Genomic DNA, 12,072 nt, shown 5'->3' with positions numbered 1-12,072 from the left:
CGCGCGTACGCGAGCTGGGTGACCGCCTCACCGGTCCGGCCCCGGCGCGGCTGGCGCGGACGTCCCGGGAAGACCGCGTCCAGGTTGCGCAGCCCCACTGGGTGACGCCGTTGATGATCTGCTGCACGGCGATCGCGGACAGCATCATGCCCGCGAGGCGCGTCACCAGGACCACGCCTCCGTCCTTGATGACGCGGATGATCAGCAGCGAGTAGCGCATCACCAGCCACAGCACGACGTGGATGGCGAGGATCGCGGCCCACACGGACGCCTGCGAGGCGACGCCGTGAGCCTTCTGCACGGCGAGGATGACCGAGACGATCGCGCCGGGACCGGCCAGCAGCGGCATGCCCAGCGGTACGAGCGCCACGTTGACGTCCTTGGTCTGCTTCGGCTCGTCGTTCTTGCCGGTGAGCAGGTCGAGGGCGATGAGCAGGAGCAGCAGTCCGCCCGCGATCATCAGCGCGGGCACGGAGACGTGGAGGTAGTCCAGGATCTGGTGCCCCAGCAGGCCGAAGACGGTGATGACACCGCCTGCCACGCACACCGCCTGGAAGGCCATCCGCTTCTGCACCTTGCCGGGCCGGCCGGCGGTGAGGGCGAGGAAGATCGGGGTGATCCCGGGGGGATCCATGATGACGAAGAGGGTCAGGAAGAGGGAGCCGAACACGGCGAGGTCGAACATGGGTGAGCTACAGGCCTTGCGGAAGAAGCTTGCGGGAGAAGCTTGGGGAGGGAGAAATCGGACGTACGAGGGCCGGGCCTCAGGCCCCGCCGGTCCCCGGCACCGGGAACGCGCCGGTCGCCCGGCGCGTGATCTCGCCGTACACCTCGGGGTCGGTCGTGTACTCGCCGAGCGCCACCGTCTTGCGGCTGCCGTGGTAGTCCGAGGACCCGGTGACCAGCAGACCCAGTTCCGCCGCGAGACCCCGCAGCCGTGCCCGGGTGGCCTCGTCGTGGTCCATGTGGTCGACCTCGATGCCGTCGAGCCCGGCCGCGGCCAGCGCGGCGATCGTCGACTCGGGCACCGTACGCCCGCGCTTGGCGGCTGCCGGATGCGCGAACACGCACACCCCGCCGGCGCCCTTGACCAGCCGGATCGCCTCGAAGGGATCGGTCTCGTGCTTCTCCACGAAGGCCCGGCCGCCGTCGGCCAGCCACTCCTCGGTGAAGGCGTCGTTCACGGTCGGTACGACACCGAGCTCGACGAGCGCGGAGGCGACGTGCGGCCGCCCCACGGAACCGCCCCGGGCGATCCGCTCGACCTGCTCCCAGGTCACCGGCACGTCCAGCGCGTTCAGCTTGGCGATCATGCCCTTTGCGCGCGGCACCCGGTCGTCCCGGACCAGCTCGCGCTCGGCGAGCAGCGCCGGATCCTCAGGGTCGAAGAGGTAGGCCAGCATGTGCATGGAGACGCCGTCGACACGGCAGGACAGCTCGGCCCCCGTGACGAGGGTGAGCCCCTCGGGCAGCGCGGCGACGGCCTCGGCATGCCCGCGGGTGGTGTCGTGATCGGTCATCGCGACGACGTCGAGCCCGGCAGCTGCGGCGTTGCGCACCAGCTCGGCCGGGGTGTCCGTACCGTCGGACGCGGTGGAGTGGCAGTGCAGATCGATGCGCACGACACGGACTCCAGCGGGGCGGTACGGGGGGGGACGCGTCAAGGATAGCGGCCGGAAGGGGATGCCCTGTCACACCCGAAAGGCGGGGGCGCCCCGTACAGCCGACGCACAGGACGGGCGTCCCGAAGGGACGAGGACCCGTCCGGCCCTACGGCTCCAGCAACCTGGGCGACAGCGCCCCGCACGGCACGATGTCCACCTCGGCCCCGGCGTCCCGCAGATCCGTCAGCACCAGCTCGTCGTACATCAGCAGTCCGGTCTGCTCCGGCCACACCACGGCCCACAGCCACAGCCCCCGGGCCTCTCCCGCGAAGACGGCCCGGTCGCCGGGCGCCCCGGTGACATGCCACAGCGGCGCGGGCCGCCCCGCGGCCAGCACCTTCACCTGCGGCGGCTTCTCCACGCTCATGTGCGGCCCCGGGTCCGGCCCGTCGATGCCCGCGTACCGCGCGCCGAGGCCGACGCCCAGCTCTTCGGCGACCAGGATCATCTCCCCCATCCCGCCGAGCGGCGCGGGCCCGGAGCAGGCGACGGCGGTCGCCCGGCCGCCGCTGCGGTCGTCCCCGGCGCAGGCCACGCCCGTGAACAGCCAGCCGACCGGCAGCGGCCAGGGCATCCACACCGGCACCTGGGTACGGTGCACCACCACGTCGAGCGCCTCGACGCTGGGCGGGATCACGGGCTGCACCGGGTACACGGTCCCGTGCAGATCGCACTGCCAGGTGTCGGCGAAGAGTCCGGGAGCCCTGACCCGGCCACCACACTTCGGGCAACTGGGTTCGCCCCTCATAGGGCCCCACGGTCCTACCCGGAATCCCCCACGTCAAGGACGATCACCCGTCCGGACCGAACCGTTCACCGGAAGGAACTACATGCATCTTGCATTTATTAGCCGACCTAACTTAGTATGTGTAAACACCAACCAAATCTGTTCGAGCGGAGGAAGCGCATGGCCGACCCATTCGACGCGGGAGCAGGCGGCATCCTGCGACAGCCGAAGGCGGTGTGGGCGACGGCGGGTGCGTCCGTGGTCGCCTTCATGGGCATCGGGCTCGTCGACCCGATCCTGCCGTCCATAGCCAAGGGCCTGGACGCCACGGCCGGCCAGGTCTCCCTGCTCTTCACCTCGTACTTCCTGATCACCGCCGTGGCGATGCTGCTCACCGGGTTCGTCTCCAGCCGGATCGGCGGCCGCAGGACCCTGCTGCTCGGCCTCGCGTTCGTGGTCGTCTTCGCGGGCCTGGCCGGCACCTCGGACACCGTCGGCCAGCTGGTCGGCTTCCGGGCCGGCTGGGGCCTCGGCAACGCCCTGTTCGTCTCGACCGCCCTCGCGGTCATCGTCGGCGCGGCGGCCGGCGGCAGCGCCGCCGCGATCCTGCTCTACGAGTCCGCCCTCGGCCTCGGCATGGCCTGCGGCCCGCTGCTCGGCGCGGTGCTCGGCAACCTCAGCTGGCGCTACCCGTTCTTCGGCACCGCCACCCTGATGGCGGTCGGCTTCCTGTGCATCACCGCGTTCCTGAAGGAGCAGCCGAAGCCCGCCCGCAAGACGTCGATCCTCGACCCGCTCAGGGCACTGGGGCACGGCGGCCTCGCCTCCGCAGCGGCGTCGGCCTTCTTCTACAACTACACCTTCTTCACCGTGCTGGCCTTCACCCCGTTCGTGCTGAACATGACCCCGTACCGCTCGGGTGCGGTGTTCTTCGCCTGGGGTGTGCTGCTCGCGCTCTTCTCGGTGCTCGTGGCACCGCGCCTGCAGAAGCGGTTCGGCTCCCTGAAGGTGCTCGGCGGCTCGCTGGTGCTGCTCGCCGCGGACGTCCTCGTCCTCGGCTACGGCGGTCACACCGCCGCGATCGTCTGCACGATCCTGTCCGGCGCGTTCATCGGCGTGAACAACACCGTGTACACCGAACTGGCCCTCGGCGTGTCGGACGCGCCGCGCCCGGTGGCGAGCGCGGGCTACAACTTCGTCCGCTGGTTCGCGGCGGCCGCCGCACCCTTCTTCGCGCCGAAGATCGAGGAGTGGAGCGACATCCACGTCCCGTTCCTGGTGGCGGCGGTCACCGCCGTGCTGGGCGCGGCCGTGGTGCTGGTACGGCGCAAGGCGCTCACCCACGACGCCGAGGAACTGGAGCCGCGGCACGCCAGTGAGGACAGCGTCACGGTGTTCGCCAACTGAAGCCTTCCCGGCCGCACCTGGTGAGCTTGCTCACCTCGCGGCCGGCTGACGGGTCAGTCCAGCGGGACGGACCTCCGGGCAGGGTCCCGGAGGTCCGTCCCGTTCGCGAGCCAGCGTTCCTGGAGGGGCTGGGCGCCGTGCACGCGCTTCCAGGCGGCCTCGTTCGGCGTCATGGGCAGCAGCGGCAGGAACCGTACGGGGTCGAGCGGCCCGTCCAGCTCCAGATCCTCGACGAGACCGCCCGGCTCGCCGACCAGGACCGAGGTGAAGGGGGCGCCCGGCCACAGCGGCTCGCCGACGTCGAGGGACGCGCCGGGGGCCACGACCAACCCCTCCACCTGCGGGGAAGCGGCGAGGACGGCGAGCGCGCGGAGCACCTTGTCGGTCTCGGCGTGGCCGGCCCGCACCGAGAGCACCAGCTCGGCGCGGGGTCCCTCGACGGGGTCCGCGACCATCGCCGTGGGGTCGGTCATGGGGTGCGCGGACATGCCGAGCGTGGCGTAGCGGACGACGTCCTCGCCCTGGAGGTCCTCGTGGAAACGGAGCACCTCGATGCGGTCCGTACCGAGGAAGGTGACCGCCGCGCGCGCGTCCGGCTCGCCCAGTGCCGTGGTCAACCGGGCCTCGACCAGAGGAAGAACATCAACCATGTCGTGAGCATAGAACTCGTCAGCACCGGGCAAAGCGGCGCCTTGACACCGAGGGCTGCTGCTAGTCTGGCCGCGGTGGTTCGGGGCAGCACGCTGAGCGTCGCGGTCAGACCCCGACGCCGACAGGACTCCCTTACGAGGGACCGGCTGGAGGAGGTGGGGCTGTCATGGATCGAAGTCACCCGTGCAGTACCACTCGCTCTTCCGGCCTCTGAATCTCGTCTCTGGCTGGCTACCGCCTTTTCGTGCGCATCGTCGTTCGGAAGAGCACTTCGTCTCCGCTTGCCTGATCCCGCTGACCGATCCGTTCCGGATCTGTCGGGATTTGTTCGTCTGATCCGAATCAGTAGCGAAGTCGCCACCGCAACGGTGCGGTGCTCCCCGCTTTGTGGACGCGCCAAACATCCGCAGTCAGGACGTCCTCATTCCGGGTAGCTCCACCCGTTCTCCGGCGATCTTTCGCTGCCTGTCGCGAAGGAGCCTGCCCATGTCGATGATCCGCGACCTGCGCGCCGTGGTCCGTCCGTCCCGCCCCTCGCTGCGCAAGAGCCTGCGGCCGGACAACGGGGCGTACGACACCACCCGCGACCCCGGTACGCCCTCGGCCGTCGTCGACTGCGCGGTGTACCGCGACGGCGCCCGCATGGAGACGGCGAAGCCGCTGACCCCGCACGAGGCGATGCGGCTGGTGCGCCGGGACGGCGGGTTCGTGTGGATCGGCCTGCACGAGCCGACGGAGGCCGAATTCGCCGGTATCGCGAGCGAGTTCGGGCTGCACCCGCTGGCCGTGGAGGACGCGGTCCAGGCCCACCAGCGCCCCAAGCTGGAGCGCTACGACGACTCCCTCTTCACGGTCTTCAAGACCATCCACTACGTCGAGCACGACCAGCTCACCGCCAACAGCGAGGTCGTGGAGACCGGCGAGGTCATGTGCTTCACCGGACGGGACTTCTTCATCACCGTCCGGCACGGCGGCCAGGGCTCGCTGCGGGCGCTGCGGCACCGTCTCCAGGACGATCCCGAGCTGCTCGCCAAGGGCCCCTCGGCCGTGCTGCACGCCATCGCCGACCACGTCGTCGACGGCTATATCGCGGTCGCCGACGCCGTGCAGGACGACATCGACGAGGTGGAGACCGAGGTCTTCACACCGGGCCGCAAGGGCGGGGTGTCCCGGGGTGTCGACTCCGCACGGATCTACCAACTCAAGCGCGAGGTACTGGAGTTCAAGCGGGCGGTGTCGCCGCTGCTGCGCCCGATGCAGCTGCTGAGCGAACGCCCGATGCGGCTCGTCGACCCCGACATCCAGAAGTACTTCCGGGACGTCGCCGACCACCTCGCCCGCGTCCAGGAGCAGGTCGTCGGCTTCGACGAACTCCTCAACTCCATCCTCCAGGCCAACCTCGCGCAGGCGTCCGTGGCGCAGAACGAGGACATGCGGAAGATCACGGCATGGGCCGCGATCATCGCCGTACCGACGATGGTGTGCGGGGTGTACGGCATGAACTTCAAGTACATGCCGGAGCTGCACTGGAAGTACGGCTACCCGGTGATCATGGGCGTCACCGTCTGCATCTGCCTGGGCATCCACCGGACGCTGAAGCGCAACGGCTGGCTCTAGGGTGGGCGCCATGACAAGCGAGCTGCTCGACCAGGCCCTCGTCGAGGAGGCCACGAAGAAGTCCGGCCTCATCTGGGTGCGGGCCGCCGGGGCAGCGCACGCGTGTGCGGTGTGGCACGCGTGGGCCGACGGGAGCGTGTTCCTGGTCGGCGACGGGGCCGAGCAGCCGCTGACGGGGCTGGCCGACGGCGGGTCGGCGGAGGTCACCGTCCGCAGCAAGGACAAGGGCGGCCGGCTGGTCGTCTGGACGGCGACGGTCGCGGAACTGCCGGCCGGATCCGCCGACTGGGAGGCCGCGGTCGCCGAACTCAAGGGCAAACGCCTCAACGCCCCCGACGGCGAGGCCATGACGGACCGCTGGGCGCGCGAGTGCAGGGTGCTGCGCCTGCGGCCGACGGGGGCGCTGTCGCCGCTGTCCGAGGAGAGCCTGGCCGAAGCGCCCGTGCCGTCCCCTGCGACGACCCGGCGCCCGATCCCGGCAGGTCTGCCGCGCCTGCTCGGCAGACGGAGAAAGGGCGAACAGTCCGCGTAACGGCAGCGGGCCGGACCAAGCGGGTTCTCGTCCCGTCCCGCCCCTACGAGGTGGGCAGTTGCTTCCCGTAGTCCACCGTCTCACCCTTCTCCGGTTCGGCCACGCCGAAGTCCTTGCCCCAGTCGGAGAAGGTGAGGGTGCCCGCCCCGCCACCGCGCTGGAGGCGAAGGGGGTACGGCTTGCCCTCGAGGGAGACGTCGAGCGTGCCACCGGAACCGCTGTCACCGGTGATGCGGATCGTGCGGGTACCCGACTGCTCGTGATGGCCGTCGGTCGCGAGAGAACCGTGCAGGGTCAGGAGGCCCGAGAGGAGGACGTCCTTGTCCGTGAAGCCGCTGAACTTCTTGTACGCGGGATCCGTCCGGGGCACCTTCACGTACTTGCCGTCGAGCTTGGAGGCGGCGGCCGTGTCACTGCCGTCGGCGTGGTTCCAGAACCCCGCGTCGGCCTGCAGATACAGCGTGTCGGCCACCCGCAGCAGCTGGAACGTCGACCCCTTCGACGTGACCGACCCGGTCCCGCCGTCCTCGTTCAGGCGCATGTCCAGCTGGTACGTGCGCCCGCTGGTGACCACCGTCCCCGCCATCCGTACCGTCGCCACCGAGGCCGCCGCCGCCCGTGCTCTCGACTGGATCGCGGCCGGCGACAGCTTCCCCACCCCGTTCGTACCCGCGTCCGGATCCTCGCTGCATCCCGTCAGGACGGCCAGTGCGCACAGCGCGGTCACCAGCGCGGCGCGGCGAGTACGGCCCGGAGCAATCGCGGTCACGGAAAGAGCCACCTTTCAGACGGGTCCGGCACGGCGTACCGCAGCGTACCGGTGCCCCGCCCACCCGGCGGAGCCAGTCCGTCCGGACCGCCCACCAGGGCGTATCCGATCGGTACGGGCTAGCCTGAAGCCCACCAGGCGGCCACAAACGGCAGGAAACCCATCCATCGGCACCTCACCAGGCAAAGGAAGCGAAGCCATGGCAGCCGGCGCTCCCCGCATCTTCGTCTCGCACCTCGCCGGTGTCGCCGTCTTCGACCCCAACGGCGACCAGGTCGGACGCGTCAGGGACCTGGTCGTGATGCTGCGGGTCAGCCGCAAACCCCCGCGTCTGCTCGGCCTGGTCGTCGAACTCTCCACCCGGCGCCGCATCTTCCTGCCCATGACCCGGGTGACCAGCATCGAGTCCGGCCAGGTCATCACCACCGGCGTGCTCAACGTGCGCCGCTTCGAGCAGCGCCCCACCGAACGCCTGGTCTTCGGTGAACTCCTGGACCGCCGCGTCCAGCTGACCGAGACCGGTGAGGACGTCACCGTCCTGGACCTGGGCGTGACGCAGCGGCCGGCCCGGCGGGAGTGGGAGGCCGACCGGGTCTTCGTCCGCAAGGGACGCAAGAGCACCTTCCGGCGGGCCAGGGGCGAGACGCTGACCGTCGACTGGTCACAGGTCAGCGGCTTCGCGCTGGAGGAGCACGGGCAGGGCGCCGAGAGCCTGCTCGCCACCTTCGAGCAGCTGCGCCCCGCCGACCTCGCCAACGTGCTGCACCACCTCTCCGCCAAGCGCCGCGCGGAGGTGGCCGCCGCCCTCGACGACGACCGCCTCGCCGACGTCCTCGAGGAGCTGCCCGAGGACGACCAGATCGAGATCCTCGGCAAGCTGAAGGAGGAGCGGGCGGCGGACGTCCTGGAGGCCATGGACCCGGACGACGCGGCCGACCTGCTCGCCGAACTCCCCGAACAGGACAAGGAACGGCTGCTGAGCCTGATGCAGCCCGCGGACGCGGCCGAGATGCGGCGCCTGATGTCGTACGAGGAGCACACGGCGGGCGGTCTGATGACCACCGAGCCCATCGTGCTGCGCCCGGACGCCACCGTCGCCGACGCCCTCGCCCGGGTCCGCAACCCCGACCTCTCCCCGGCCCTCGCCGCCCAGGTCTACGTCTGCCGGCCGCCCGACGACACCCCGACCGGCAAGTACCTGGGCACCGTCCACTTCCAGCGGCTGCTGCGCGAGCCCCCGTACACCCTGGTCAGTTCGCTCGTCGTCGACGACGACCTGCAACCCCTGGACCCGGACGCCACGCTCCCGGTCATCGCCGGGTTCTTCGCCACCTACGACATGGTCGCCGCGCCCGTGGTGGACGAGACGGGGTCGCTGCTCGGCGCGGTGACCGTGGACGACGTACTGGACCACATGCTGCCGGAGGACTGGCGGGAGACCGAGTTCCACCTGGACGAGGAGGAGCAGACCCGGCAGAACGAGGCGCACAAGGAGGTGGGGGACCATGGCGCCCGAGCGTGAGAGCGGCCGCGAGCGGACACCGGCCGGCGCCACCGCGGCCGGGAGGCCGCGCGCCGCCTCCCGGCTTGACCAGCCGCGTCCGCCGCGGCGCAGGCTGGTACCGGAGTGGGACCCGGAGGCCTTCGGCCGCCTGTCCGAGCGGATCGCCCGGTTCCTGGGCACCGGACGGTTCATCGTCTGGATGACGTTCGTGATCATCGCGTGGGTGCTGTGGAACATCGCGGTGCCCGGCAGGCTCCGGTTCGACGAGTACCCGTTCATCTTCCTGACCCTGGCCCTGTCCCTGCAGGCCTCCTACGCGGCCCCGCTGATCCTGCTCGCGCAGAACAGGCAGGACGACCGCGACCGGGTCAACCTCGAACAGGACCGCAAGCAGAACGAGCGGTCCATTGCCGACACCGAGTACCTGACCCGGGAGATCGCCGCGCTGCGGATGGGCCTGGGCGAGGTGGCGACCCGGGACTGGATCCGCTCCGAGCTGCAGGACCTGTTCAAGGAGATGGACGAACGGCGGGACGGGCACCACCACGAAGGTGCCGTATTCCCGGCAGAACGGTCGGCGGTGCGTGACGTAGACGACCGTTGAGGGGCGTTATAGGGGTGCCGCGCCTCGCCGTACCATCGTCTGTATGGCTAGCGAAGACGCGGTGCGCGAGGCACTGGCGACGGTGAACGACCCGGAGATCAACCGACCCATCACCGAACTGGGGATGGTCAAATCGGTGGAGATCGGTGAGGACGGCGCGGTCGCGGTCACCGTGTACCTGACGGTCTCCGGCTGCCCCATGCGCGACACGATCACCCAGCGCGTCACCGAGGCGGTCTCCCGGGTCGACGGTGTCACCCGCGTCGACGTCACCCTGGACGTGATGAGCGACGAGCAGCGCAAGGAGCTGGCGTCCGCCCTGCGCGGCGGCCAGACCGAGCGCGAGGTCCCCTTCGCCAAGCCCGGCAGCCTCACCCGGGTCTACGCGGTCGCCTCCGGCAAGGGCGGCGTCGGCAAGTCGTCGGTGACGGTGAACCTGGCTGCGGCGATGGCGGCCGACGGTCTGAAGGTCGGGGTCGTCGACGCCGACATCTACGGCCACTCCGTCCCGCGCATGCTCGGCGCCGACGGCCGCCCCACCCAGGTCGAGAACATGATCATGCCGCCGTCGGCGAACGGCGTGAAGGTCATCTCCATCGGCATGTTCACCCCGGGCAACGCCCCGGTGGTCTGGCGCGGCCCGATGCTGCACCGCGCCCTCCAGCAGTTCCTCGCGGACGTCTACTGGGGCGACCTCGACGTCCTCCTCCTGGACCTGCCGCCGGGCACCGGTGACATCGCCATCTCGGTCGCCCAGCTGGTCCCGAACGCCGAGATCCTGGTCGTGACGACCCCTCAGCAGGCGGCGGCCGAGGTGGCCGAGCGGGCCGGCTCCATCGCCGTACAGACCCACCAGAAGATCGTGGGCGTGGTCGAGAACATGTCCGGGCTGCCCTGCCCGCACTGCGGCGAGATGGTCGACGTCTTCGGCACGGGCGGCGGGCAGCTGGTCGCCGACGGCCTCACCCGCACGACGGGCGCCACGGTCCCGGTCCTCGGCAACATCCCGATCGACCTCCGCCTCCGCGAGGGCGGCGACGAGGGCAAGCCGGTGGTCCTCACCGACCCCGACTCCCCGGCGGGCGCGGCCCTGCGCGGCATCGCAGGCAAGCTGGGCGGCCGCCAGCGCGGCCTCTCCGGCATGTCCCTGGGCATCACCCCCCGCAACAAGTTCTAGAGGCCCCGGGTACCCCCACGAAGGCGGGGGGAGGAACTGCGCGACAAGCCACAGCAGACCCGGCAGGCAGTCGCGCGACAACCGCACCCCCTACGGCGAAGGGGCGCCCATCCCACCGGCGCCCCCTCAGAACTTCACGCGTACTCGGCGATGTCCTTGATCACAGCGAACCCCAGCCCGTAGGCCGACATCCCCCGTCCGTACGCCCCGAGGTGCACCCCCACCTCGGTCGACCCGGCGAGCACCCACCCGAACTCCGACTCCCGGTAGTGGAACGGCGTGGCCACCCCGTCCACCGGCAGCGACAGCGTCGACCACTCCGGACCGCTCAACTCGTCGGCCAGCTCCCACGCCGTCTCGGTCTGCTGCTCCAGCCAGTCGTCCCGCAGGCTGTGGTCCATCTGCCCCGGCCAGGTGAAGGACAGCAGCCCGACACCCGCCAGCCACGCGGCCGACGACACCGACGTGGCCTCAAGGAGCCCCGTTCCGTCGGCGCTGCGCCGGGACGGACTCGCCGCGACGGTCACCACGACCGCGAACTTCTCCCGCGGCTCACCGACGGACGCGGCCAGATGCTCGTTGCGCACCGACGGCTCGTCCCCGTGCCCGATCGACCCGTGCTCCACCGCACCGTCGGCCGCCGTGCCCACCTGCATCAGCCAGCGGGGCCCCGTGAACGCCTCGTCGAGGCCGTACCAGGGGAAGGGCGCCTCCAGGTAGCCGTCCGCCGTGCGGCGGGCGGAGAGGAACTGCTGTCCGCCCTCGGCGGCCGGCGCCTGTCCGTCCACCTGACTTGTCGTCTCCATCTGCCCGGACGCCTCCTAGCTCTCGTCGGTCCGGGGCGGCCCGCCCCCCTTCGGGCGCACTCGTCCGGTCCGCACAACAACTCGGCAGCATATCGACACCGCCGCGACCAGCGGCGAAACCGCCCGGCGCGTGGGTCGCGCGGGCACCGGGATCAGGCCGTGGGCGGCGCGTCCGCGCTATGAGACGCGTCACGTGCGCCGTCCACGTCCGGGGGTCCGGTCCTGGTCAGGTGGCGTCCGCGTCGAACGGCGGACGCTCGTCCCTGCCGGGGTCCTCCGGCTTCTTCGTCATGTCGATCCGGCCGCCCGCCGAAGAGCCGCTGCCCGAGGACGAAGCGGACGAGTCGGCCTCGCGGCTGTGCACCGCGTCCGTGACCTCGGCCATCTCCTTCTTCAGGTCGAAGCCGTTGCGGATCTCCTTCAGCCCCAGCTCGTCGCTGTCCAGGTGCTTGCGGATGAAGGTCTTGGGGTTCAGGTCCTCCAGCTCGAAGTCCTTGAACTCCGGGCCGAGTTCCTGCCGGATGTCTTCCTTGGCGCTCTCCGAGAACTCCCGGATCTTGCGGATGGTCCGCATGACGTCCTGGATGACCTTCGGGAGCTTGGAGGTGCGGGAC

12 protein-coding genes and 1 pseudogene are annotated in these 12,072 nt (G+C 70.7%); 6 read left to right on the top strand and 7 right to left on the bottom strand.

Annotated features, from left to right (window positions below):
- Nucleotides 1-97: 97 nt before the first annotated feature.
- The 3 genes and pseudogenes from ABZ646_RS27070 to ABZ646_RS27060 form a co-directional block, all read right to left on the bottom strand.
- Nucleotides 98-685, bottom strand: a pseudogene (locus tag ABZ646_RS27070) (MarC family protein); the annotation flags it as partial.
- Nucleotides 686-764: 79 nt separating this feature from the next.
- Complete coding sequence (locus tag ABZ646_RS27065; RefSeq protein ID WP_360524022.1) at nt 765-1,622, bottom strand: PHP domain-containing protein; 858 nt, start codon at nt 1,620-1,622, stop codon at nt 765-767.
- A 148-nt stretch (nt 1,623-1,770) separates the two neighbouring features.
- Nucleotides 1,771-2,412, bottom strand: a complete 642-nt coding sequence (locus ABZ646_RS27060; RefSeq protein WP_360524019.1) for a DUF6758 family protein — start codon at nt 2,410-2,412, stop codon at nt 1,771-1,773.
- Nucleotides 2,413-2,571: 159 nt separating this feature from the next.
- On the opposite strand from ABZ646_RS27060, the gene ABZ646_RS27055 reads away from it, so the two are divergent.
- Nucleotides 2,572-3,798 (top strand): MFS transporter, encoded by a 1,227-nt coding sequence (locus tag ABZ646_RS27055; protein WP_360524016.1) that lies wholly within the window; start codon nt 2,572-2,574, stop codon nt 3,796-3,798.
- Nucleotides 3,799-3,851: 53 nt separating this feature from the next.
- On the opposite strand, the gene ABZ646_RS27050 is transcribed toward ABZ646_RS27055, so the two are convergent.
- On the bottom strand, nt 3,852-4,448 hold the full coding sequence (locus ABZ646_RS27050; protein ID WP_360524013.1) for a suppressor of fused domain protein: 597 nt from the start codon (nt 4,446-4,448) through the stop codon (nt 3,852-3,854).
- A gap of 487 nt (nt 4,449-4,935) precedes the next feature.
- On the opposite strand from ABZ646_RS27050, the gene ABZ646_RS27045 reads away from it, so the two are divergent.
- Both ABZ646_RS27045 and ABZ646_RS27040 read left to right on the top strand, forming a co-directional pair.
- The gene (locus tag ABZ646_RS27045; protein WP_360524010.1) at nt 4,936-6,066 is read left to right on the top strand and encodes a magnesium and cobalt transport protein CorA; all 1,131 of its coding nucleotides are present in this window, start codon (nt 4,936-4,938) and stop codon (nt 6,064-6,066) included.
- 10 nt (nt 6,067-6,076) lie between these two features.
- Nucleotides 6,077-6,598, top strand: a complete 522-nt coding sequence (locus ABZ646_RS27040) for a hypothetical protein (protein ID WP_360524007.1) — start codon at nt 6,077-6,079, stop codon at nt 6,596-6,598.
- A 43-nt stretch (nt 6,599-6,641) separates the two neighbouring features.
- On the opposite strand, the gene ABZ646_RS27035 is transcribed toward ABZ646_RS27040, so the two are convergent.
- Entirely contained in the window at nt 6,642-7,367 is a 726-nt protein-coding gene (locus ABZ646_RS27035) for a hypothetical protein (RefSeq protein ID WP_360524005.1), read from the bottom strand.
- Nucleotides 7,368-7,566: 199 nt separating this feature from the next.
- On the opposite strand from ABZ646_RS27035, the gene ABZ646_RS27030 reads away from it, so the two are divergent.
- The 3 genes from ABZ646_RS27030 to ABZ646_RS27020 are packed head-to-tail and all read left to right on the top strand — an operon-like array spanning nt 7,567 to nt 10,652.
- Nucleotides 7,567-8,889: a CBS domain-containing protein gene (locus ABZ646_RS27030; RefSeq protein WP_360524002.1), complete on the top strand. Its 1,323-nt coding sequence runs from the start codon at nt 7,567-7,569 to the stop codon at nt 8,887-8,889.
- Nucleotides 8,873-9,475, top strand: a complete 603-nt coding sequence (locus tag ABZ646_RS27025; RefSeq protein WP_360523999.1) for a DUF1003 domain-containing protein — start codon at nt 8,873-8,875, stop codon at nt 9,473-9,475. The genes ABZ646_RS27030 and ABZ646_RS27025 overlap by 17 nt, the downstream gene beginning before the upstream one ends.
- A gap of 43 nt (nt 9,476-9,518) precedes the next feature.
- Nucleotides 9,519-10,652, top strand: coding sequence for an Mrp/NBP35 family ATP-binding protein (locus tag ABZ646_RS27020; protein WP_360523996.1), 1,134 nt, complete (start codon nt 9,519-9,521; stop codon nt 10,650-10,652).
- Nucleotides 10,653-10,786: 134 nt separating this feature from the next.
- Here the strand turns inward: ABZ646_RS27020 and ABZ646_RS27015 are convergent, their stop codons facing one another.
- Complete coding sequence (locus tag ABZ646_RS27015; RefSeq protein ID WP_360523993.1) at nt 10,787-11,458, bottom strand: hypothetical protein; 672 nt, start codon at nt 11,456-11,458, stop codon at nt 10,787-10,789.
- A gap of 226 nt (nt 11,459-11,684) precedes the next feature.
- Nucleotides 11,685-12,072 (bottom strand): sec-independent translocase (locus ABZ646_RS27010; protein WP_360523990.1); only part of this gene is annotated, 388 nt, incomplete at its 5' end.

This window comes from Streptomyces sp. NPDC007162, assembly GCF_040634175.1.
In the GTDB taxonomy this organism is placed as follows: domain Bacteria; phylum Actinomycetota; class Actinomycetes; order Streptomycetales; family Streptomycetaceae; genus Streptomyces.
This window is presented reverse-complemented; position numbering and strand designations above follow the sequence as displayed.

Coding starts and splice junctions, on each gene's coding strand:
- ABZ646_RS27060 (WP_360524019.1), bottom strand. CDS start 2,412: ATGAGGGGCGAACCCAGTTGCCCGAAGTGTGGTGGCCGGGTCAGGGCT.
- ABZ646_RS27055 (WP_360524016.1), top strand. CDS start 2,572: ATGGCCGACCCATTCGACGCGGGAGCAGGCGGCATCCTGCGACAGCCG.
- ABZ646_RS27050 (WP_360524013.1), bottom strand. CDS start 4,448: ATGGTTGATGTTCTTCCTCTGGTCGAGGCCCGGTTGACCACGGCACTG.
- ABZ646_RS27045 (WP_360524010.1), top strand. CDS start 4,936: ATGTCGATGATCCGCGACCTGCGCGCCGTGGTCCGTCCGTCCCGCCCC.
- ABZ646_RS27040 (WP_360524007.1), top strand. CDS start 6,077: ATGACAAGCGAGCTGCTCGACCAGGCCCTCGTCGAGGAGGCCACGAAG.
- ABZ646_RS27030 (WP_360524002.1), top strand. CDS start 7,567: ATGGCAGCCGGCGCTCCCCGCATCTTCGTCTCGCACCTCGCCGGTGTC.
- ABZ646_RS27025 (WP_360523999.1), top strand. CDS start 8,873: ATGGCGCCCGAGCGTGAGAGCGGCCGCGAGCGGACACCGGCCGGCGCC.
- ABZ646_RS27020 (WP_360523996.1), top strand. CDS start 9,519: ATGGCTAGCGAAGACGCGGTGCGCGAGGCACTGGCGACGGTGAACGAC.
- ABZ646_RS27015 (WP_360523993.1), bottom strand. CDS start 11,458: ATGGAGACGACAAGTCAGGTGGACGGACAGGCGCCGGCCGCCGAGGGC.